Annotated in this window: 15 protein-coding genes and 1 pseudogene; 4 read left to right on the top strand and 12 right to left on the bottom strand. The window is 37.1% G+C overall.

All coding sequences use genetic code 11. The annotated features are described in order from the left end of the window. Positions 1-689: 689 nt before the first annotated feature. Positions 690-1,778 carry a 2'-deoxycytidine 5'-triphosphate deaminase gene (locus ACFIK1_RS09225; protein WP_375612382.1) on the bottom strand — a complete coding sequence of 363 codons (1,089 nt, stop codon included), beginning with the start codon at positions 1,776-1,778 and terminating at the stop codon, positions 690-692. Between the two features lie 239 nt (positions 1,779-2,017). Here ACFIK1_RS09225 and mutL point away from each other — a divergent pair, with 239 nt between their 5' ends. Both mutL and ACFIK1_RS09215 read left to right on the top strand, forming a co-directional pair. Further along, positions 2,018-3,871 carry a DNA mismatch repair endonuclease MutL gene (gene mutL / locus ACFIK1_RS09220; protein ID WP_375632863.1) on the top strand — a complete coding sequence of 618 codons (1,854 nt, stop codon included), beginning with the start codon at positions 2,018-2,020 and terminating at the stop codon, positions 3,869-3,871. 109 nt (positions 3,872-3,980) lie between these two features. Further along, on the top strand, positions 3,981-4,217 hold the full coding sequence (locus tag ACFIK1_RS09215; protein WP_375608064.1) for a DUF2093 domain-containing protein: 237 nt from the start codon (positions 3,981-3,983) through the stop codon (positions 4,215-4,217). 19 nt (positions 4,218-4,236) lie between these two features. On the opposite strand, the gene lpxK is transcribed toward ACFIK1_RS09215, so the two are convergent. The 8 genes from lpxK to ACFIK1_RS09175 form a co-directional block, all read right to left on the bottom strand. Next, on the bottom strand, positions 4,237-5,277 hold the full coding sequence (gene lpxK / locus ACFIK1_RS09210; RefSeq protein ID WP_375662644.1) for a tetraacyldisaccharide 4'-kinase: 1,041 nt from the start codon (positions 5,275-5,277) through the stop codon (positions 4,237-4,239). Next, complete coding sequence (gene waaA / locus ACFIK1_RS09205; RefSeq protein ID WP_375662643.1) at positions 5,267-6,589, bottom strand: lipid IV(A) 3-deoxy-D-manno-octulosonic acid transferase; 1,323 nt, start codon at positions 6,587-6,589, stop codon at positions 5,267-5,269. The genes lpxK and waaA overlap by 11 nt, the downstream gene beginning before the upstream one ends. 1,379 nt (positions 6,590-7,968) lie before the next feature. Continuing rightward, on the bottom strand, positions 7,969-8,214 hold the full coding sequence (locus tag ACFIK1_RS09200; RefSeq protein ID WP_375618600.1) for a DUF4170 domain-containing protein: 246 nt from the start codon (positions 8,212-8,214) through the stop codon (positions 7,969-7,971). 46 nt (positions 8,215-8,260) lie between these two features. Further along, entirely contained in the window at positions 8,261-9,067 is an 807-nt protein-coding gene (locus ACFIK1_RS09195; RefSeq protein WP_375618599.1) for a 3'(2'),5'-bisphosphate nucleotidase CysQ, read from the bottom strand. Beyond that, a complete protein-coding gene (locus ACFIK1_RS09190) occupies positions 9,054-10,385 on the bottom strand; it encodes a TldD/PmbA family protein (RefSeq protein WP_375612375.1) in 1,332 nt (443 codons plus the stop codon). Before ACFIK1_RS09190 ends, ACFIK1_RS09195 begins: the two co-directional genes overlap by 14 nt. A gap of 1,201 nt (positions 10,386-11,586) precedes the next feature. Then, a complete protein-coding gene (locus ACFIK1_RS09185; protein ID WP_375662642.1) occupies positions 11,587-12,036 on the bottom strand; it encodes a hypothetical protein in 450 nt (149 codons plus the stop codon). 542 nt (positions 12,037-12,578) lie between these two features. Continuing rightward, positions 12,579-13,145 carry a 16S rRNA (guanine(966)-N(2))-methyltransferase RsmD gene (rsmD, locus tag ACFIK1_RS09180; RefSeq protein ID WP_375618629.1) on the bottom strand — a complete coding sequence of 189 codons (567 nt, stop codon included), beginning with the start codon at positions 13,143-13,145 and terminating at the stop codon, positions 12,579-12,581. Further along, a complete protein-coding gene (locus tag ACFIK1_RS09175; RefSeq protein WP_375662641.1) occupies positions 13,126-14,526 on the bottom strand; it encodes a pseudouridine synthase in 1,401 nt (466 codons plus the stop codon). Before ACFIK1_RS09175 ends, rsmD begins: the two co-directional genes overlap by 20 nt. A gap of 270 nt (positions 14,527-14,796) precedes the next feature. On the opposite strand from ACFIK1_RS09175, the gene ACFIK1_RS09170 reads away from it, so the two are divergent. After that, positions 14,797-15,243, top strand: a complete 447-nt coding sequence (locus ACFIK1_RS09170) for a nucleoside deaminase (protein ID WP_375632851.1) — start codon at positions 14,797-14,799, stop codon at positions 15,241-15,243. A 647-nt stretch (positions 15,244-15,890) separates the two neighbouring features. Here the strand turns inward: ACFIK1_RS09170 and ACFIK1_RS09165 are convergent. The 3 genes from ACFIK1_RS09165 to ACFIK1_RS09155 all read right to left on the bottom strand — a co-directional run bounded on the left by ACFIK1_RS09165 (position 15,891) and on the right by ACFIK1_RS09155 (position 21,455). Continuing rightward, positions 15,891-16,382 (bottom strand): hypothetical protein, encoded by a 492-nt coding sequence (locus ACFIK1_RS09165; RefSeq protein ID WP_375662640.1) that lies wholly within the window; start codon positions 16,380-16,382, stop codon positions 15,891-15,893. A 178-nt stretch (positions 16,383-16,560) separates the two neighbouring features. After that, entirely contained in the window at positions 16,561-19,476 is a 2,916-nt protein-coding gene (gene ileS / locus ACFIK1_RS09160; protein WP_375662639.1) for an isoleucine--tRNA ligase, read from the bottom strand. A gap of 248 nt (positions 19,477-19,724) precedes the next feature. After that, positions 19,725-21,455, bottom strand: coding sequence for an outer membrane beta-barrel protein (locus ACFIK1_RS09155; protein ID WP_375662638.1), 1,731 nt, complete (start codon positions 21,453-21,455; stop codon positions 19,725-19,727). Between the two features lie 682 nt (positions 21,456-22,137). Between ACFIK1_RS09155 and ACFIK1_RS09150 the strand changes: the two are divergent. Then, positions 22,138-23,305, top strand: a pseudogene (locus ACFIK1_RS09150) (tyrosine-type recombinase/integrase). The last annotated feature ends 56 nt before the right edge of the window (positions 23,306-23,361 follow it).

The raw sequence follows: 23,361 nt of genomic DNA, 5'->3' as shown, positions 1-23,361 counted from the left end.
TACTGGAAATAAAGCTGTCGCATACATGCAGAAATCTTCTTATATCAATATTCAAAACTGAGATCTGTTACTTATTCATGCATAGTGCCTAATTCACATAAAGCATAAAAACTTTTAATGTTCATACCAATAGAAACTCTTCATATTTAATTGAATAATTTTCTAGCAATATTATATCTTGAGGCTATAAATGAGTTACTAAAATTAGAACAATGTTTATTGAAAATAATTGTTACTAAACTGGAGTGAAAACTTATTTATTAACTCTTAAGGATAATTTTTATACGGAATAAAATATACTGGTTATTACACTCTAGAAAAATTGAGTCAATTGCAGCATCCAATCTCGCATATTTACTTTGAAAAGTGAGTAGCTACTGTTATATTGAATTTTATTAACCTATTGATTTATTATAATAATAAATATGAATAACATATTGAATATAGTAAATTTTGTCATGATGAAATAATCAAAACTATTCTTTTGCACATCATAAAGGGAGTTCGTATAGATAGAACCTCTTGAAAAAAGAAGTAAAAATGCCTCTCATACCCTCTCAAATGCAAGAGATGAAATAACCTTGGAAATTAAAAATAGAATGCATGACGCCGGTTTTGCGAAGCACAAAATTTTTTTTATCTAAAATACGCTTTCTGCATACATGTTATCAAAATTCGTGGTTCCCAACTCATTTAAAATGCTTGGACAACTTTAAACCCTGTGCTTGATAATGTGATCCAACATCATGTCCATAAAGGGTTGATGGTCGATTAAGCATATGCTCATAGACCAAACGGCCAATAATTTGACCATGCTCTAAGATAAAAGGAACTTCATGGCTCCGCACTTCTAAAACCGCTCTTGCTCCTTTTCCACCCGCCTCCTTATGCCCAAATCCTGGATCAAAAAAGCCTGCATAATGCACCCTAAACTCGCCAACTAAAGGATCAAAAGGTGTCATTTCTGCGGCATAAAGCGGAGGCACATGAACAGACTCTCGTGAAACTAAAATGTAAAATTCATCAGGATCAAGAACCAACTCCCTTTGACCACGATCAAAAAGAGGTTCCCAAAAATCTAAAACGTGGGCAACGGCACGTTTATCAATATCAATAACACTTGTATGATGTTTACCACGATAACCTATAAGCCCGTTTTCGTCTCCCTTTAAATTAATGGAAAGACCAATACCACCAACACTAATATTAGGAAAATCATCCGATATCAGTGTTTCTTGCCTTTGCAAAGTGTGCAACTCTATTTCATTTAAATAACTTTGCCCTTTTCTAAACCGAAGCTGTGATAAATGTGAGCCTGTATGCACCAAAATTGGAAATGTGCGTGGACTAATTTCCAAATAAAGTGGACCATGATAACCAGCACAAATTTTATCAAATTCCTGAGCATTATCCGTAATGACACGTGTAAAAATATCTAATCGTCCTGTAGAACTTTTGGGATTGGCAACAGCAGATAAGAATTCTGGTAAAGCTAAACTTTCCAAAAGAGGAACAATATAAACACACCCCGTTTCCAAAACGGCTCCGTCTCGTAAATCAAACTCATGCAACTTTAACCGTTCAAGCTTATCCAAAACTTTTGTATCAGGTCCCGGCATAAAAGAAGCACGTATACGATAAGCTTTCTCCCCTAAACGAAGATCAAGACTTGCTGGTTGTATTTGAGATCTATCAAATGGATACTGAGCCTTGAGAAAGTTATTCTCAATCAAAGCTTGTATATCACTATCTGCTAAAATACCGCTTATACGCGCCATATATATTGCCTTCCCTTTTTACATTGTTTCTTTTTTTGACCTAGATGATAAATTGGTGCAAGCTATTTTAAAGTGATAAAAACTATTTTTATGTTTTTTCCAACCGACTTGTTAACATAAAATAAAATAGGAGGTATTGTAAAAATAATACCTCTCATGCTCTCTTATTCTTGAATGTCGCGCAAATGATGTTATCATAATTTTCTATAGAACCCTTAAGTTTCCTGTTAGAATTTATTATGATTATACGCCATCTTAGCGAAAATATTATTAATCAAATCGCCGCCGGTGAAGTTATTGAACGACCAGCAAATGTTGTCAAAGAACTTGTTGAAAACGCTATTGATGCTGGTGCAACACGCATTGAAATTATTACAGTAAATGGTGGAAAAAATTTTATAAAGGTGAGTGATAATGGTTATGGAATTCCTGCAGATCAATTAACTTTAGCAGTTTCTCGCCATTGTACCTCAAAGATTACCGATGACGTACACAATATCTGCTTCCTTGGATTTAGAGGAGAAGCCCTCCCCTCTATTGGTTCTGTTGCTAAACTTAAACTCATTTCACGAACAAAAGATGCTGAGAGCGCTGCTGAAATTTCCGTTACTGCAGGAAAAATTGTAGGACCCAAACCAGCTGCTGCGAATCTTGGAACAATTGTTGAAGTTCGTGATCTTTTCTTTGTCACGCCGGCACGATTAAAATTTATGAAAACTGATCGGGCTGAAACAAATGCTATTAGCGATATGATTAAGCGAATTGCTATCGCATTTCCACATATCCGCTTTTCTCTTTCAGGACTAGACAGAACATCTATGGAATTGTCTGCTACAGAAAATAATATTCAAGGACAATTACAACGTATTACGCAGATTATGGGAAAAGAATTCGCCCCTAATAGCATTGCGCTGAATGCTGAACGCGAAGCGGTGCGCTTAACAGGTTTTGCCTGTTTGCCATCTTTCAACCGAAATAACAGCCTTCATCAATTTGCTTATGTTAATGGACGTCCCGTGCGTGATAAATTTCTATGGGGCGCTATCCGAGGCGCTTATGCTGATGTCATGACACGAGATCGTTATCCTGTCGCTATTCTTTTTATTGACCTCCCACCTGCTGAGGTAGATGTTAATGTTCACCCAGCCAAAGCTGATGTACGATTCCGTGATCCAGGATTAATTCGTGGTTTGATTGTTGGAGCTATTCGTGAAGCATTGCAACAATCTGGTATTCGTCCTACTTCAACCCGTTCTGAAGCAATGCTTGCTGCATTTCAAACACAACAATCATTGGCACAACAACCATTAGGCAGTTTTAAGAACACGCACCAGTTCTCTTCTTACAGTTCACAACCTCATCATTTTACCAGCGCTTCAATGGTCCAAAAACCATTGGATAGTACTCACTCTTTTGATTTAAAAGAAGATGCCGCTCCTATTATGGAGGGCTTAAATACACCAAGTGGGGATGCATACATTCCAAGCACGACATCTTCATCAGAAGAGTTATCTTATCCATTAGGAGCGGCCAGAGCACAAATCCATAAAAACTATATTATCGCCCAAACACAAGATAGTTTGATCATTGTCGATCAGCATGCAGCTCACGAACGATTGGTTTATGAAGCACTCAAAAATGCACTTTATTCCAAACCACTTCCTTCACAGTTATTACTTATTCCTGAAATTGTAGAACTCTCTGAAGAGGATGCAACATGCCTTTTAACGCATAAAGATGCTTTGCAAAAATTTGGATTAGGAATAGAACCATTTGGACCAGGAGCAATTGTTGTGCGTGAAACACCTTCCATGTTAGGAGAAATCAACGTCCAAGCCCTTATTAAAGATCTCGCAGATGAGGCCGCTGAGTATGATACAACAAATAATTTAAAAGCAATGCTTGATTATGTTGCAGCAACGATGGCCTGTCACGGCTCAATACGGTCAGGGCGCCTTTTACGCCCCGAAGAAATGAACACACTATTACGACAAATGGAGGCAATACCTAATACAAGTACATGTAATCATGGACGCCCTACTTATATTGAACTCAAATTGGCAGATATAGAACGGCTTTTTGGCAGAAAATAAGCCATGCATCATTTTTACAAGAAAAATATTTTAAAATTAACTCTCGACTTTATAATACATTTTATGGCACTTTTCTTGAATCTCTTGTATCAAGTAAGAAGGAGTTATAATGTTTCCCAATGGTGAACGCGAAGCAAAAATTCATTATTCTAATAACGGATATGACATTATAGAATATGGTACCTATACCATTTGTGCTGTTAGCGGGCAAAAAATCCCTATAGATGATTTAAAATATTGGAATCATCACCGCCAAGAAGCATATGCTAGTTGTGAAATCTCCTATCAGCGCGAACTTGAGTGCAACCCATATCTCAAGCAATTGTTAAAAACAAAAGAAAAATAACCCCTCGAAAGCTATAAATTTAGCTTTTGCCTTTTAGACAAGAAAATTCAAGGGAACGTTTTCTAAAGCGGGTCATGACCTCTTCAAGGACCATACGACAGAAGTCTTTTTGAACAAAATCGACATTCACATCAAAGATAATAAGATTTTTCAAATCTTTTTGCATGTGAATTGTCTGTATACGGGTATAATCTTTAGCTGTTGTTGTTAGCCATAAATTGTGCATTTTAGCCTTTTGTATAAGGCTTTTTAAATTTTTATCTGTGAAAAAATAGTGGTCTGGATATATGTAAGTTTGCACCACATGACCAGACAATTCTTTAATAGATTTAAAAAATTTATCTGGATTGCCAATACCAGCAAATGCCAAAAATGATTTTCCTGAAACCTCATCAGATGCACTGGCTTTAAGATGAGCACGATATAAAGGCTTTCCAGTACGCGAAACAAGAAAAGCGACATTATCAGGCGCATCGGAGTGACCAATCAATAAAACACTATCCATAAAAGAAAACTGCGTTTTTAATGGTACGCGCAAAGGTCCTGCTGGAAAGACAGCTCCATTACCAAAACCGCGCATCGCATCAACAACGAGTAACGCATAATCCATATAAAGACAGCGACTTTGAAATCCGTCATCCATTAAAATAAGATTACATCCCTCTTGTTTAAGCCGTTGTGCCGCTGCATAACGATTAGGTGATACAGCTACAAAAGCATGCGGTGCAAGTAAAAGTGCCTCATCTCCAACACTATATGGAGTATCATATTTTTCATTTACAAGATGTACCCCTTTAACTGATCCACCATAACCACGAGATACGATACCAGGTACGAAACCAAGTTCTTTAGCCACTTTTGTAAAAGCAATAACAACCGGCGTTTTACCCGCACCGCCACATGTAAAATTTCCAATACACAAAACTGGCAGATCAATCACGGGAGGCTGTCTTGTCATAAAACGACTTGAAAAATAACCATACCCCCATGAAACTGGAGCTAACACAAAACGCAAAAAGCTTTTATTTTTCCACCAAAAACGAGGGGCGCTAATATGCATATCTACCCTGACGCTGACGTAAACCTGTTTGTATTACAAGGGGTTGTAAAAATGGATCTAAAATCTTTAATGTGCGCTCAAATGCACCTGCCATACCTGTCGCCACTTCATGAGCCTTATCAACCATTTCTTGCCGCAATGTTTCATTTGTTAAAAGCTTATACACCTGAATAGCAAGCTGTTTTGTATCTTGAACCATATATGCTGCATCATGCGTTAGAAATTGTTTGAACATCTCTTGAAAATTTGAAACATGAGGCCCTGTCAAAATAGCGGAACCAAGCAAAGCCAATTCCAATGGATTGTGTCCACCATTTCCACATAACGATTTACCAACGAAAGAAACTTTCGATAAGCGAAGAAAAAGTCCCATTTCTCCAATGGTATCTCCCCATAAAATATCGGTATTCATGTTTGGAACAGCGTCTCTACTCCTACGAATAAAACTTAATCCCTTATTATCGCATTTTCTGATAAGATCTTCTGAACGTTCAGGATGACGAGGTACAATAATTGTTAATAAATCTGGCAAATAATTTTTAACAATTTTATGGACCTCAAAAGCAATCTCCTCTTCCCCTTCATGCGTTGAAACAGCTGCCCAAACTGGGCGATTGCCGATAGCATTACGATAACGTGCAAGCAATTCTTGATTTTCAACCAGAAAAACATCAGCCTTGAGATTACCAGAAAACGTAACAGATTTTACGCCAAGTGTATGGTAATAAGCTACATCTCTTTCATTTTGACCAATCGCCAAATCAATATCCTTAAAAATATGTTTGGCAAGAATACGTCGTTTTTGCCAAGCTTTAAAAGAACGTTCAGACATATGGGCATTAACCAAAATCTGCGGAATACGCATTTTTGCAAGTTCTTTAATACGAAGAGGCCAAATTTCTGATTCACAAATTAAGACGAGATCAGGCTTCCAATGACGAATAAAACGGCGCACTGCAAAATCTAAATCCAAAGGAGCATATTGATGAATCAACTTATTACCAAAATATTTTTTCACAAGAGTAGAAGATGTCACCGTCCCAGTTGTCATTAATACATTGATTTCCAATGATAAAATATAATTTATAAGTGGAACAAGTGCAAGTGTTTCTCCAACACTTGCTGCATGCAACCAAACTAACGAACCTTGGGGGCGTATATGAGAACTTTTACCTAAACGCTCTTTTTTGCGACACCACTCTTCTTTTCCACGAATAGCACGAAAGAACAAATAAAAAGGAATAACAGGACATAAGCAAAAACCAATCATCCGATAGCTTAAAAGAGCCGTATGTGCCTTTAATTCTACCATTTAAAATCACCTCATCCAGCTATTTTAAGATATCTATATACTTATTTTGTTAAAAAATTCATCAACTCTATTGGTTGCATCCATATTTTTTAATATCATCCATATCTTAAATAAAAAAAGCTTAATCCATGAGAAAATTCAATACATATACACATTATTTAAATATTTAAATCTCTTTTAATTAAATTTTGTAACTTATATCGATTTTATCACTTCATTCTGCACCCTATAAAAAATCTTACTCAAAAATAACAAAACTACATTTCAGTCGATTATAATTTTTAAAATATAAATGATAAACCTATGACATAGATTGTATCAATTTTTTCAACTCACTGAATAAATACTTCTTATGATTTTAATGAGACTTTGAATTTTGCACGTTGGTATTTTAGAGAAAAAGCTTATTTTTACATATGTTAGGTATTGTCAATTTTTCAAAAAATAACCCATATAGACATTACAACCTAATATAAATACAATAAATAAAATGTGTTTAAAAGAAAGATCAATCTCTATTATTTCATTTCAATAAAATGAATATGTCAAACTAATCTTAAAAAACTTTTGAATAGTATAGAGTTCTCATTTTAAATTGTGATATAATCTCTTAAAGGTAATCCAGAAAAATCTAATCTTGTTTAATAGAGAATTTCTTAAAAGTCTTAAAGCAATTTAAATAAGAGTTTTCAAAATTTTAAATCCTCTCTTTTCAGGAGGTCGCAATGATATATTATTCCTTTTAAGATTGTATATAATCAACACAAAATGATTAACTTATAGATTGTAGTTTTAAATGAGTACTCAAGAACCCCTTATGAGGTAAGTTAACTTCATAAATCTATTTAGTTTCTCTAAGTTTCTAATTTTGGTAAAGTTTCTAACGACTTTCATGGTTTCTAAGCTTATAGTAATAACTCGTTGAAAAAATTCCAATAGATAAGTAACGAGTGCTAATAATCTCAACAGAGTAATAATTGCTATCATTAATAATGCTACTCTTTTTATTAATCTTAACGCATTAGTGTCTCATACCCCATTCAAAAGCAGAGTGACTATTCACAATATAAGCATAAACTTCGAGTGATAGCTGTCATGATAATATTGCTGTTGTAAATAGGTTGATAGAAACTGTCTTGCATTTTTATTAAGCGTAAAGATGGTGGTGCAATAATGGATTTTATACCTTGCACGGACACTATTATGAAATGAGCTTGGGTGCTTTGGGAGATGTTTCTTAAAAAAACATATGAATTTTAAACAACAAGCATATTCTTTTTTACGGCATTCTATTTTACCCGAAGAACGTACCTATGAAAAGGACGACTAAACAAAAGCATGAAGCAATCTACAGGTTATAATAACCAAATATTCAAGCTTTATTCTGCATCGCCTAACTCAGCATCAAGAAACTGATGCAAATCTACAATGTAATAACGTTGTAATGCATTATCTACACTGCTTTGTGCTTTTGCCTGCCATGCTTCTTGAGCGGATTGATAATCTGAGAAAATACCAACCACATCTAAATCATCAGGATTCTTAAATTGATTACTGTTAAGATTTTTTAATTCCCCACCAAATACAAGATGTAAATATTGTTTTTTTCCTTTGGTTTCAGTCATATGTGCCTCCATATCATTTAGATTATTTTAGCGCGCTTTTATGTGATTAAACTAACTTTGTTTGACGAACAACATCTATCATATCTTGACAGCAATTATTTTTACCAGCAATTAAAAGTCCATACTGGTAAGGTTCAATTCCATAAGATAGTAAAGGGGCATCAAGCGATAAAAAACACCCTCCACACTCCTGCAAAATAAGATCAGCAGCGGCAATATCCCATTCATGACAATTTGGACGAACTAATACGATATCAATTTCATCTTGAGCAACAAGAACAATACGATAAGCAAGAGAAGGAAGATAATGATAAAGACTGACTTGATTGAGAAAATCATCTGGTAATTTTTGTGCGAGCGATTTATCAAGTGAAATTTTATATTTTCGATGAACCTCAAAGGCTAAACGAGGAAGTTTTATCCCATTTAATGTTGCCCCTCCACCCGTTACAGCTGTATAAACATCTCCTTGAGCCGGACATTGTAGAACGCCCACAATAGGACGCCCATTCTCAATAATGGCAACCGAAATACACCAATAAGGATTGCCAGAAAGAAAACCACGCGTTCCATCAATAGGATCAACAACAAAAGAGCGCTCATAATAATCTTGTTTTTCTCGATTATCTTTTGTTTCTTCTGAAATCCATCCATAATTTGGACGAGCTCCAAGAAGCCTCTCTTTCAAGAAATGATCAATAGCAAAATCTGCTTCACTAACCGGGGAATTACCTTCTTTAATCCAGACATCCAACGTGCATCCAAAATACCGCATTGCTAAATCTCCTGCCTCTCGACAAACGTCACGCAAAAGATTTAAATCAGAAGAATGATGCGTGTTATTTTCCTGCAAGTGTCATCCCTTCAATTAACAATGTTGGAGCAGCTGTACTATAACGCCGATCAATATCATTGGCAGGTGTTAAATGTGCTAACATATGAAGCAAATCAGAACCTAGCGTTACTTCACTTACCGGATAAGCAATTTCACCATTTTCAATCCAAAAACCGGAAGCTCCACGACTATACTGACCAGTAATAAAATCAATGCCATGACCGAATAATTCGGTCACATAAAATCCATTTCGCAAATCTTTTATCATATCGCAAGGCGATACTAAACCCGGTTCAATAGCAAAATTTGTACTGGTCGGCTGCACTAATGATGCCGAACGCATACCGTGTCCATTTGTTTTAAGTCCCAATTCACGTGCTGTAGATGATGAAAGAAGCCAATTTTTTAAAATACCATTTTCAATAATATTGAGTGTTTGCCCCTCTACCCCTTCTCCATCAAAAGGATGAGAAGCATTTCCACGTAATCGCAAAGGTTGATCGGTTACATTAACATTAGGCTTCATCACTTCCTTGCCTAGGAAATTCTGTAAAAGACTCGTTTTTCGAGCCACAGAGGCTCCATTGACCATAGATGCGATATGCCCTGCAATTCCACGAGCCGTACGCGGATTAAAAATAACATCAACGCTCCCAGTCGCCGCACGAACTGCCCCCAAACGTCGAACAGCACCAAGCCCTGCATTCTTTCCCACAGTTTCTGCTGCCTCTAAATCAGAAAAATGTAAGGCTGTTGTATAATCATAATCCCGCTCCATCTGTGTTCCTTCACCTGCAAGAGCACTACAAGAACGTGAAAAACAACTTGAGCGATAGGCTCCACAAAAACCATCGCTGGTCACAAGAATAAACCCACTACGGCCATAAGCTGTTGCAGCGCCACCAGAATTGCTTACACCTTTAACATCAAGAGCTGCTGCCTCCGTTTTTAAAGCATCTTCTGTTAAAAAATGACTGCTGGGTACAAAATCATCAAAAAGATCAAGATCTTTAGGATACTTAACCAAACACTCTTTATCTGCCAAACCTTCAAATAAACTATCGGGAGAAGCTTTAGCCATCGCAACAGCACGTTCCGCAAGTTCTTGCGGATAAGATCCTAAATTAGCAGAAACACTTGCTACTTTTTTTCCAACAAAAACCCTTAGAGTAAAATCATTGCTCTCTGCTGCTTCTGTCGATTCGACTTTCCCAAAACGAACTGATACACTGGTAGAATGAGCATGAACAATAACAGCATCAGCAGCATCTGCCCCAGAACGCTTTGCTGCTTCAACCAGCGAAACAGCTTTCTCAATCTGGTTTTTATCAGTCATTATAGACTCCCTAAAATATTTTATTATTTACATTGATAAGCATTCTGACAAATTTATACAAATCAGAATATAACTCTTGTGTATTGATTCATAAGATTATGCACATTCATGCATTCTTTTTCTTTTAATGCATTAAATCATTTTCCTTTTAGCTTCTTTATGAAAAGACGTAATATGCCGTATATGCCGTAAAATCTCTTTAGTTTCAAGATTTCTCATGGGCCCTTATCATTTTAGGAGCCAAATCTCCACTGACAATCAAATCAACAGAACAATTGGCAATTAACAAAAGTCTTAGCAATAACACTTGAATTTAAGCCAAAGTCCTCAAAAATTCGAAAAGCATAAAATGATCTAAATCACAGGTCTTCCTTCCTCTGGGTAGTAAAAAACTTACCTCATATCTTTCCTATAGCATTCTTTAATTTCCAAGAAAGAATCAAGAAAATGCCTTATATTTGTATACACTTCTTTGCTTCTATAAACTCTCTCATAATGAGACGGCACTCTTGTAAATGAAACAAAACTTAAACAGAGTAAAAAATATTTCCTTCCATTATGGTTTCAACAAAATGAGCAGTCATAAACTTCTTTACCCTAATGGACGTAATATCATAAAGAACTCATTTTTTATATTTAAAAGTAATCAAGAAATTATCTTGTAATCTTTCAATAAAATTAACAGTTTGATTTATACTTATAATTTATTGTTTTGTAATTTGTATAAAAAAGCCTAATAGCATAAAATTCTCTTTGTTTCGAACCTATTCATGTTGAGTCAATCACAACTATTTGCGAGCATATCATGAATAAGGGGCATATGAATGAAACCTATTTAAGAAGAAATCAAAATGCCTCTTATGAAGGTTTTAAATGCAAAAAATATTGCAACATTAGAAACAGGAAAATATTATGACGATATGGACCTACATCATAGAGAAGTAATGAACTTCTGAAACTTTCTCATTTTCAATGAAGAGAGCATCTTATAAGCTTTTATATATAAAAAAAATTCAATGAATTTCATAAGATTTTTAGCGCAAAATTAATCCCGTAAGATGCTTTGACACGATTTCAACAGCTAACTAAAACCAAATCATAGCTCATCAATTTGCTATATACTCATAACTAATTTCATTCTAACAAGGCTAAGATTTCTGCACCTTTTTTAAGGTATTAACTTCTTTATAAATGCACCCCCTTACAAGATGCTTTTGTTTTCAGTAAGAGCACGTCTACTCATTTCAATCATTGCATCGCGAAGATATAACTTAATTTTTGATCCAATAATCACTCCAAAGAAAGGAGCAAGTAAGCCATACATAATTACAGTATGACGAATTTTGTTATTGGAAGAACCAGATTTTGTTGAACAAATATATTCATGATTAAAACTCATACGTGTAAAAGGAAGTTTAACATAATCAGAAAAACAAACATTTTTTATAACTTTATCAAGTGTAAAAGTTACTGTAGGTCCTTTTTTAGGTTTCATTTGGCCTACAGCTCCTACTTTAAAAGCACCAAAAAGTTCTACCCACTCAAGTTCGTGATCCCAAGAAGGCCATTTTGCTACGTCCTCCCATATAGCCCAAATTTGCTCAGCACTTGCTTCTGTGCTAATCTCTTCACTATATATCCATTTAAACATGATAATCTCCCCTTTTTTACAAATTCCTTATCTTTAGTGATAAAGAATAATATAAAAAAGTATCCTTAAAGCTGCACAACGATAAGATACTTAATACTCTCAGATTTACTTAATATGTAATGATTAAATCAACAAGGGATACTACTAAACTAAACACACAAATATTCAGGATAAATGAACAATATTTTCAATACTAAACAAAATATCTTTTTTAAATTTATACAATAACAAAAATAGACGTTACGCATCATATAAGATATAAATGCAGACTGCATAGCTTAAAGCTTTCAACTGCTGATGAAATGTGATGATTAAGGTATAGCAGAAAAAATTAGACAAAAAAGATCATAACTATTATCGAGGAATATATATCCTATTGGAGAAAAAACATCCTTCTATAGTAAAGCTAATAAAAATTCATCAATTCCTTTAACATTAGAATCTTTTATTGATTTTCTGCTTAACCTTTTAAAAACCATATAAAATGAAGAAAACTGTGTAAAAGCATTTTTTCATCCTATCGGATAAACACAAGAACTTTCTCAAGATGTAAGCGATCGTAATTTATAGAGACGTATTGCTGTTTCACCATAAAAACGCTCATCATCTAGATAAAAGACGTCAGGTAAATGAATCATTGTATCTTTCTTTTCTTCAAGTATGAAGAGTGTATCAGCTTTTGCCCACCCTCCTCGCAAAGCTTCTACAAAAGCACGTTCACCTAAACAATGGCTATAGGGAGGATCAGCGCAGATAACATCAAATGGCAGCATTGTTCCAATATTACCAAGTTTGGTTGCATCTCGACGCAAAATCCGCCCTATTGACTGTAATTCAAAGGCTTCGATATTTTTTTGAATTACCCCACGCCCCTCAACCGAGTTTTCAACAAAAACAGCAGCCTTTGCTCCACGTGAAAGTGCTTCGATGCCTAAAGCACCAGTCCCAGCAAAAAGATCAAGAATGCGTTTATTGGTCCAAAATTGTTCTTCACGGCTAGAAAGAATATTAAAAAGGCTTTCACGTGTACGATCACTCGTTGGGCGAATCGACTGATTAACAGGCGAAAACAAAACACGCCCAGCAAATTTACCGCCTATGATCCGCACGTGGACCTCCAAATCGCTTCGAAGTTTTTGCACCGTCCCTATGTGGTTTAGATTTTTTCATAGCACCACCAAACGATTTTACCTTTTTCTTTCTCTCAAAAGAATGCTCATCATGACCACCTTTTATCATTTTCTCTTTATCCTTTAAAAAGCGATCTTTCTTACCAAAGGGATGCGTCTCGTCATAAGATATTTTGCCATGTTTTTGAACAAAACTTTCCCTCTTCTCTTTGTATGACGGATTTTCTTTTAGTTTTTCCTTGCCTCGATGAAATGATTTTCTACCATCCAAATCGCTCTTATGATCATGCGATTTCTCCTCACTATAGGAAGGCTTTCTACGTGCACTTTGCGGACGTGCACCAGGAGCCATCCAAACATTAGCACGGCGAGAACGCGGTAGAAAACGCTCTGATTTTCCTTCTTCACTTTTCTCCTTCTTTACATTCTCATGAGACTTTGTACTTAATCGTGCGCGACTATGTTCAACAGAACCATCTCTTGGTCGGCGTCGTATCGCCCTTTCACTTGAGAAAACCCAACCATCATTTGCAACAGAAAGATCTTTCTGGCTTTGCTTTTCTGCAACAACTGCAGAATTTGAAAATGGCTTAAGAATAGGAGCATCAAAATCTGCATTGGCTTGCATAATTAAACGCTCACCCAACTGATCTCGTAACATCCGCCCTTTTAACTCTTGCACGGCTCCTTCTTCTAAATCAGAGAGATGAAATGGACCATAAGATACACGTATTAATCGATTAACTGATAATCCCAATGCCCCTAAAACATTCTTTATTTCACGATTTTTTCCTTCTCGCAAAGCGACAGAAAGCCATACATTCGACCCTTGTTCGCGTTCAATTGATGCTTCAATCGAACCATAAAAAATACCATTAATTGCAATACCATTTTTAAGGTTATCCAGCGCACTCTGTTTTACTCTTCCATGAGCACGGACGCGATATTTGCGGACCCACCCCGTTACAGGAAGCTCTAATACACGCGCTAAGCCACCATCATTGGTTAAAAGCAAAAGCCCTTCCGTATTAATGTCAAGCCTTCCAACAGAAAGAACACGCGGCATTCCTTTTGGTAAATTACTAAATACTGTAGGTCTGCCTTCAGGATCACGGTTCGTGGTGACAAGACCTGCTGGCTTATGGTAAAGCCATAAACGCGTTCGTTCTATAGGAGGTAAAGGTTTGCCATCAACTATAATAACATCAGAGCGGCTAACATTAAAAGCAGGCGTTGTCACGACTTTACCATTCACAGAAATACGACCTGCAACAATCATCATTTCTGCATCTCGACGCGAAGCAATACCAGCACGCGCTAACCTTTTAGCAATTCGTTCACTCTCATTATTTTCATTCATTTGCGTTTCAAACCAATCTTTGCAAGTATGTTCAGAAAATTATTCACATGCACCATACCGCTTATCCTGAAAAATGAAGTAGCATAATCATTTATCATTTTCTATCCTTTAACGACAATAATGTATCTGCCAACTTGCAAGTTTGTTTTAAACTCTTAAAAAAAATAGAGGTATTCTTTTCATTATAAAAGCGTAATAAATTATTCATTCCATAGCATTCCTTATCGAGATAACCTTTAGATTTTCTATACCTTCAGTAGAAAGAATATTATGACCTTGACGCCCATGGAAATAGCCCTTTTAGAAGCGCAAGAGGCTGCAAAAAAAGATGAAGTTCCCGTAGGTGCTATCATTACACGTGGAAAAGCTATCATTGCACGCGCTGGTAACTTTATAAAATCTGCATATGACCCTACAGGACACGCAGAAATACGCGCAATCCGTATGGCTTGCGAAACATTGCAAAGCGAAAGGCTTCCTGATTGCGATCTTTATGTAACACTTGAACCTTGTGCTATGTGTGCCGCTGCCATTTCATTTGCACGCATACGACGTCTCTATTATGCAACAAATGATCCCAAAGGAGGTGCTATAGAAAATGGCCCACGTTTTTATCAGCAAACAACCTGCCATCACAAACCTGAAATTTATTCTGGTTTCAAGGAAAAAGAAGCAGCTCAATTACTTAAAGACTTTTTTGTACAAAAGCGATACTAAAAATAATTCTTCTTCCATAACTTTCACTCTTTAAAAACTATCCTACTTCTCAAAAAAGACTGTTAATTCTTCTGATATATATATAGCAAAAGCTATTTCGAAGCATTTTTTCTCTCTTTTAATTCTGCATATTGTTTCTATTAGATGATACATTCATTCAAAAGAATAATTCATTATTTTGTATATAAAATATAAAGTCCAAAATATCGTAGATATACTCTCATTTCAAATTACATTGAAACAGTAAAAATCTCTTTCTTGCACATCATAAGCGGAATTATCGTCTGGATAAAGAACGTTTTAGAAAAGACTAAAAATGTCTCTTATGAAAGCTCTCAAATGCAAGAATTATCGTAACATTGGAGTCTGTAAAATGAAATGATGGTATCCACTTTCTCCTTCCTAAGCATAAAGTATTGGAGCACAATAGATTTTACGTTATACTATCCACATGAGCAATGTTGTAAAATGAGCTTGAGAAATGTTTCGTGTTAAGGAAACGCATAAGGACTCTCTCGATGCTGTTGTCATATTGCTATTTCATGAGAATACCCCCTCCTACAGCAGCATTATAACTGCGCGCGAATGAGAGCTTGGTATCATAAGTAATTGGAAAAATACTTTACTTTAAATGTTTTGTCTTTTCCCTATCGACCAATAGGTGCGGTTTTTGCCGGTTGGCGATAACTTAAAGGTGGTTCAGTGAGATAGCGACGGTATTTTGAACTTCCAACTTGTGCTCTCTGACGACGTAAATATTCCTGTCGTTGCTTCGCATTCAACTGTGAAGGATTTTCTGAACCAACGCCATTAACTGACGATCCTTTGTGAGGAAAAGGTGTATTTCCTTGATGCTTCTTCGATGCTGCCATTTCATTGACAGATCTATCTTGTTGTGGTACCGGCAAAAATCTGCGTGAACTAAGGCTTGGTATTACAAGTTTTGGATGAGGTTTCATAACAATCTGGCTGCTGTTATTTGTTGGTGTTAATGAAGTGATATTAGCAACATCTTCAAAAAACTGTATTGAAACTGGTTTATTGGTACCATAGGTAGGAGCGGATAAATTGCATCCCGTTAAAACAAAGCACATCCCTAAAATTCCTATTGGAAATATTTTTATTTCACGTTTTCTCACTGCCTATTCCATTTCCTAGGTGTATGGCTGATTAATATTCCCGTTATTTATGAGAGAATGGTCCATACACAAATTTCCCCCCCTGCAGATAAAACAACGGAATTTTTTTCGTACCACAAAAAACTATATTCATCAATATGAGAAATTTACTTGCATTTCTTTCCTTTGATCTAAAACTTTAAATCTTGCCAAGAATCTGCAATTCCCGCAAAGCAGCTGCATCACGAGCAGATACATCCGGATAAGCTGGATCACTTCCAACATCTTGTGTATAACGCCATGATCGAGCACATTTTTTTCCTAATGCCTTCTCTGGATATACACCAACACCTTCAACATCATTCAAAGTAAAAGCATCAGAAGGTATTGTGTCCTGCCTAATTGTGAGTGCACTGGTAATACAGATCTCCGCCATATCCACATTTTCTAATGCCTCTCGTAAAACCAGATTGGAAATAAAAACAATAGGCGCAGCCTCCAAAGAGGATCCAATACGCTTATTAGCACGTTCAAGCTCTAAAGCACCTGTCACAACTTTACGGACCTGCCGAATTTTTTTCCAACGCTCAGCCAAAGATTGGTTTTGCCATTCTTCTGGTACAGAGCGAAATTGTTCCAAATGCACCGATTGGCTTTCTGGATAACGCTCTAACCAAGCTTCCTCCATAGTAAAAGGCAACATTGGAGCAAGCCATGTGACCATATGCTCAAAAATCTCACGGACAACCTGCAAGGAGGCCTTGCGTTTTTTTGATGAAGGCGCATCACAATAAAGAGAATCCTTGCGGATATCAAAATAAAATGCCGATAACTCAATGATTGAAAAATCCAACAATGCACGCATAATCTTTTTAAAATCAAATTCATCGTAAGCGCGATTAATCAACTGATCAAGTTCAAAAAGCCTATGCAATATAAATTTTTCAAGATCCGGCAGTGCACCATAAGATACTTCTTCTCCATCATCATGTGCTAAAGTTCCTAGCATCCAACGAATTGCATTGCGTAGTTTACGATATGAATCCACATTTGTTTGAAGTATTTTTTTGCCTAAACGCTGATCTTCCCAATAATCGGTTGTCATAACCCAGAGACGAAAAATATCAGCTCCAGATGTTTTAATGATCTCTTGCGGAACAACCGTATTGCCTAAAGATTTAGACATTTTTTTACCATTCTCATCCAAAGTAAAACCGTGTGTGATCACGGCCTTATAGGGAGAACAAGCACGCGTACCACAGCTTTCCAAAAGAGAAGATTGGAACCATCCGCGATGTTGATCTGAACCTTCAAAATAAACATCAGCAGGCCATTTCAAATCAGCCCGATCTTCTAACACAAAGCTATGGCTGGCTCCAGAATCAAACCAAACATCCAAAATATCATAAACCTGTACCCAAGGCTCATGTGCACGCTCACCTAAAAAACGTTCACGTGCTCCTTCAGCAAACCATGCATCTGCCCCTTCTGCTTCAAAAGCCCGTAAAATACGCTCGTTCACACCTTCATCTTTTAGAATAACACCATCCTCATTCGCAAAAATACAAATAGGAACACCCCAAGAACGCTGACGAGAAAGAACCCAATCAGGACGATCTTCTATCATAGAAGCTAGGCGGTTTTGTCCAGAAGACGGCACAAAACGCGTTTTTGAAACAGCTTCCAAAGCCCGACTACGTAAAGTTGAACCATCCCCAAAATCTTTATCCATTGAAATAAACCATTGTGGTGTATTGCGAAAAATAACGGGTTTTTTTGAACGCCAACTATGGGGATAGGAATGCTTTAAACGCCCCCGTGCAAACAATCGATCTGCTTTAATTAAAGCGTTAATGACCTCTTTATTGGCATCACCCATTTTTCCATTATCATCAATAACACGTGCAGGTCCTCCTTCACGATCTGGTCCTAAACCTGGAACATCTTTCGTATAGAACCCTGCATCATCAACAGGAAACGGTATAGATGAATCAATCCCCGCTTGCTCCAGTAAGGACTTATAATCATTCCAAATTTCAAAGTCCTCACGCCCATGGCTTGGTGCTGTATGGACAAAACCTGTACCAGCACTCTCTGTTACGTGCGAACCATCAAGCAATGGAATTTTAAAGTTATACCACCCAGCCAAACCTTTGAGTGGATGAGAAAGAACAAGAGCTTTCAACTCTTCAGAAGAAATAACACGCAAACGCTTCAAAACAAGTTTGGCTTTTTCTCCACAACTCATCGCTAAAGCGTCTGCAAAGAGAAGCTTTTCTCCCACTTGAGGACCAAAATCATTTTCAGCACTTTCAACTTCGTAAATACTATAAGAAATTTGCGAAGAATAACTCACTGCACGATTGCTTGGAATTGTCCACGGTGTTGTTGTCCAAATGACGACATAAGCACCATATAAATCATCAGAATTTGCTTCAAAGACAGGAAACTTAACCCAAAGCACCTCTGATTCATGATCATGATATTCAATCTCAGCCTCTGCCAAAGCCGTACGCTCTACAACAGACCACATCACCGGCTTGGAACCACGATAAATCTGATCTAACATAGCAAATTTTATCAATTCACTGGCAATGTGTGCTTCTGCATGAAAAGCCATTGTAGTATAAGGCGTGTTAAAATCTCCCACGACACCAAGGCGTTTAAATTCTTCACTTTGGACGGTTACCCAATGCTGTGCAAATTCACGGCATTCTTTACGAAACTCGTTAAGAGGTACCTCATCCTTATTTTTTCCTTGTGCTCGATATTTTTCTTCAATTTTCCATTCAATTGGAAGCCCATGGCAATCCCAACCAGGTACATAATTTGCATTAAAACCGCGCATTTGGAATGAACGGACAACCACATCCTTTAGAACTTTGTTTAAAGCATGCCCAATATGAATATGACCATTTGCATAAGGTGGACCATCATGAAGAATATAAAATGGACGATGTTTTGCTTGTTGGCGCAATTGCGCATAAAGCCCCATATTTTCCCAACGCGTCATCAATTCAAGCTCTTTTTGCGGAAGCCCTGCACGCATAGGAAAATTTGTCTGTGGGAGATAAAGGGTTTTTGAATAATCTATTGTTTCATTTTTCACAGTCATTGTGAAATATTCCTGTCCACTTTTACGATTTCATTTTTGCATAACTTCCCTGAACCCTGCAACTCTGGTTTTTATCTATAGGGAAAGCCGAGCTTATCATTCGTATTAAGCAGCGATCAGGAAAATATATCATCACACTCTATGGGCTTTATCATGAAATTCACAAGAAAAGAAACCAAAAATTGATCTTTTAAAAAATAAAGGCTCCACTAATAGTGGAGCCTTTTAGAAATTTACTCTTTTAAAAATTAGAATTTATAAGCTACACCAACACGGAAATCATTGGTTTTGTAGTTAACTTCAAGTTTTTCCTTTGCAAATTTCTTTTTACCAAAATCAGAGTAACGATATTCTGCACGTACAATCACATTATCCAAAACCGAGAAATCAACGCCACCACCAAGTGTGTAACCAATCATGGTTTTTGTTTCATCAGATAAGTTCTTAGAAGAAACGACTCTTCCATCCTCATCCTTAACGGATATTGATACAGTGTCTTGGAACTGCCCATAAGCAATACCGCCAGCAAGATAAGGCATAAAGCGATCAGCAGCAAAACCAATACGTACCCGTGTAGCACCACCCCAATTTTGTTTGAAAGTATGATTTAAAGTTTCAACTTCATCCTCTTGATCAAGACCAAGTTCAGAAGCCAGCTTTTTTATTTGTTCTATACCATATACACTGGAATCGTTCTTATCCACCGCTTGTGTACTTTGTGCAGCGTGTCCAGACATATTCTGTCCACCATGAGAACGAGAAGCATGTGGATTAGTACCATTCGGATGAGCACCAGAGCTACGCCCACCTGCATGAGGTGCACCATGCGAATTAGCATTTCCGCTACCATGGGAAGAACTATGATGACCTCCGTTTTGGACTCCGCTTGTTCCATTGGAATATTTTGCTGACTCAGAGGTTGACCCTGATCTCGCGAGTACAAGTGATCCGCTCGGTACTGTTTTTTCTACTGCTGATGGTTGTGATGCAGGTTGTACCGATGTGGATGCTTTTGCTGCTGGCTGACTTGCGCCTAATACTGTTGATGAGGCAGAGGATACTGGTGCTTTTTCAGCCGTTTTTGCAGATCCTGCTTCTGCAGATTTTGCAGGTGCACTTGTTCCACTTGACCCTACTCCTGCTGTTTGATTTCCTGCTGTTGATTTTACCAATGAGGACGATGATGACTTCCCTGCTACTCCTGCCCCTGTGCCAATAGCTGTTGGTTTAGATGTAACTGGATTTGATCCATTTCCTCCTACTGCTACCGATGGCTGTCTTGTATCTGATCTTGCCAATGATCCCGATGATGCTTGCACTGATCTTCCCTCTGTCTGTGGGGAGATTTTTTTAGATGGAACAGTTTGTGTGTTGCCCTCTGCTGGCGTTGGCGTTCCTCTTACTTCTGATCTCGTCACTTGTTTGGAGGTTTCTGTTTCTGCAGCAGGTTTTGTTGATGTAGTTCCTACATCTGCTACTTTTGGTGCAGGTTGTTCTGAAGCAGCTGTTTGTGTTGTCTTTCCTGTTGGTGTTCCTGTTGTGGTTACAACTTCTGCGGATCTGCGGGATCTTACGACTGCATTTTCTACTGTAGTGTTATCAGCCGCACCTATGGTAATGGTCTTTGTGTGTTTTTTTCCAGATATCATTAAATCCGTATCGATGCCAAAAATAAAGTTATCACCGAGATCAATATTAGAACCTGCATAAAAACCACCTACAAAACCTGAAAGTTTAGGAGAGAACTCTTTATCCAGTGGTAAACTCTTTTCTTGACCAACAAGAGCCACATCAGCCTTGCTTGAAAAACCACCAGCTTGGACACCTAAATAAAGACCTGTCCATGAAAAAGTAGGTGCAACAATGGTAGAAGTAGTCGATGATGCTAGCTGATGAGGAATCATAACATCAGCAGCTAGTGCTGTAGACGCTGAAATTAAAGAAAAAATAGACGCTGTTATTAAACGTTTTGTATTCATAAAATCTCTCCAAATATCCAAAATGAAATTCATATAGAGCATCTTTTCTGAAATATCTGTAGCAAAAATGACACACTCACAAAAAAATAAAGATTTTTTGAAAATAAGGCTTCTTAAACTTTTAATTTTGCATTCAATGAGAATCTGTAAACTAAATCACACTAGAATTATGTGTCTTAAAGTTGGATTCATTTTCATTAAATTTTCGTATAACTGTTAATGATAATATTCTTTTATAAATTTCTTTTTAACGAAATCTGAATAACAGTATTCTGCACGCAATAAACTATCATCTGTTATTGCAAAATTAATGCCCGCGCAAACAGTGAAATCAAATATTGTCTTTTTTTAAACCAAGCACCATCAAAGTTTCATCTATTTATCAGCATGATCTACTTTTAGTACTTTAGCAATAGTATTTTGTATCTAAAATTCAGAAAACAAAGAACTTATTCAAACACTCGCAAAAAAACTTTTAGATTCTTTGCATAAGCATCTTCATCACGCCACATCACTTTGATTTATAATGATAACTTATTGTTTTCATATTGAATGAAAAAACTAATACTGTAGGATTCTCTCATTTAAAATCTGTTCCATGTTGTATTAATCAAAATCACTTACTTGCACGTCATAAGCGGGGCTGGCGTGTGGGTAAAAACTGTATAAGAAAGGAGTAAAAATGGCTCTTATGAACCGTCTTAATGCAAGGTCTGTCGCAACATTGGGAGCTGGCAAATATAATGATGGTGCCGGCTTGCTTCTTCATAAGCGTAAAGATGGAGGTGCTCAATGGATTTACCGTTATACCATTCATGGTCGTCGTCGCGAAATGGGCTTGGGTGCTTTAAGAGATGTTTCTTTAAAACAAGCCCGTGAATGTGCAATGCAATGGCGTGCTGTTTTACGTGAGGGGCGTGACCCTATTAAAGAACGCAACAAACAAAAGCGTGAGGCAATGCGCAATCTCCATTACTTAAAAGATATTGCTTTAGATGCTTTTGAAAGCCGTAAAGCTGAATTAAAAGATGATGGCAAGGCTGGAGATTGGTTTTTACCTTTACGGCTTTATATGCTGCCAAAATTAGGTTGTCTGCCCGTTTCAGAGATTGCACAAACAGAGATACGCAATACACTTGCTCCTATTTGGCATACAAAAGCTAGAACTGCTCGAACAGCATTGATGCGTCTTAATCTTTGTCTCAAACATGCGGCTGCCTTGGGTTTGGACGTTGATTTACAGGCAACATAAAAAGCACGCGCTCTCTTAGGAAAGCAACTCCATAAAGCACAAAATATACCAGCCATGGATTGGAGAGAAGTGCCGGCTTTTTATCAGACGCTTTGTAAAACAACAACCATACCATATCTGGCATTACGTTTGCTTATCCTTACAGGGGTTCGTAGCAATCCTTTGCGACATATTCGTGAAGATCAAATTGATGGCGATATATGGACAATTCCTGCTGAAAATATGAAAGGAAAGCGTGATACAACAAAAGAGTTTCGCGTCCCCCTATCATCTGAAGCAATAAAAGTAATTGAACAAGCCCGCTGTATCTCTAAAAGTGATTTCATCTTTTCACTTACCGGTCGTGGTCCTCTTTCACATACGATGATGGCGGCGTATATGAGAAAAAATAAAATTGAAGCTTGCCCGCATGGATTTCGTTCTAGTTTACGCGATTGGCTAGCAGAAACAACCGATGCCCCCTATGAGGTCGCTGAAACCATTCTAAGTCATACCGGTCGGAGGGCAAGTAGAGCGCTCCTATCGTCGTACTGACTATCTAGAACAGCGCCGTGTCTATATGAATAAATGGGCGGCTTATGTCACTGGTCAATCTTAAGATATGGGGTGAATAACCCCATTATCTGTGGATAACTTTAGCTCTCTTTTCTCTCA

Source organism: Bartonella sp. OC16QHHD (assembly GCF_042194035.1).
Lineage (GTDB): Bacteria > Pseudomonadota > Alphaproteobacteria > Rhizobiales > Rhizobiaceae > Bartonella.
Note: the sequence above shows the minus strand (reverse complement) of the source record. Positions and strands in the feature narration are given on the sequence as shown.

Excerpts from the sequence above, each read along its gene's own strand:
- ACFIK1_RS09225 (WP_375612382.1), bottom strand. The coding sequence starts at position 1,778 with ATGGCGCGTATAAGCGGTATTTTAGCAGATAGTGATATACAAGCTTTG.
- mutL (WP_375632863.1), top strand. The coding sequence starts at position 2,018 with ATGATTATACGCCATCTTAGCGAAAATATTATTAATCAAATCGCCGCC.
- ACFIK1_RS09215 (WP_375608064.1), top strand. The coding sequence starts at position 3,981 with ATGTTTCCCAATGGTGAACGCGAAGCAAAAATTCATTATTCTAATAAC.
- lpxK (WP_375662644.1), bottom strand. The coding sequence starts at position 5,277 with ATGCATATTAGCGCCCCTCGTTTTTGGTGGAAAAATAAAAGCTTTTTG.
- waaA (WP_375662643.1), bottom strand. The coding sequence starts at position 6,589 with ATGGTAGAATTAAAGGCACATACGGCTCTTTTAAGCTATCGGATGATT.
- ACFIK1_RS09200 (WP_375618600.1), bottom strand. The coding sequence starts at position 8,214 with ATGACTGAAACCAAAGGAAAAAAACAATATTTACATCTTGTATTTGGT.
- ACFIK1_RS09190 (WP_375612375.1), bottom strand. The coding sequence starts at position 10,385 with ATGACTGATAAAAACCAGATTGAGAAAGCTGTTTCGCTGGTTGAAGCA.
- ACFIK1_RS09185 (WP_375662642.1), bottom strand. The coding sequence starts at position 12,036 with ATGTTTAAATGGATATATAGTGAAGAGATTAGCACAGAAGCAAGTGCT.
- ACFIK1_RS09175 (WP_375662641.1), bottom strand. The coding sequence starts at position 14,526 with ATGAATGAAAATAATGAGAGTGAACGAATTGCTAAAAGGTTAGCGCGT.
- ACFIK1_RS09170 (WP_375632851.1), top strand. The coding sequence starts at position 14,797 with ATGACCTTGACGCCCATGGAAATAGCCCTTTTAGAAGCGCAAGAGGCT.
- ileS (WP_375662639.1), bottom strand. The coding sequence starts at position 19,476 with ATGACTGTGAAAAATGAAACAATAGATTATTCAAAAACCCTTTATCTC.
- ACFIK1_RS09155 (WP_375662638.1), bottom strand. The coding sequence starts at position 21,455 with ATGAATACAAAACGTTTAATAACAGCGTCTATTTTTTCTTTAATTTCA.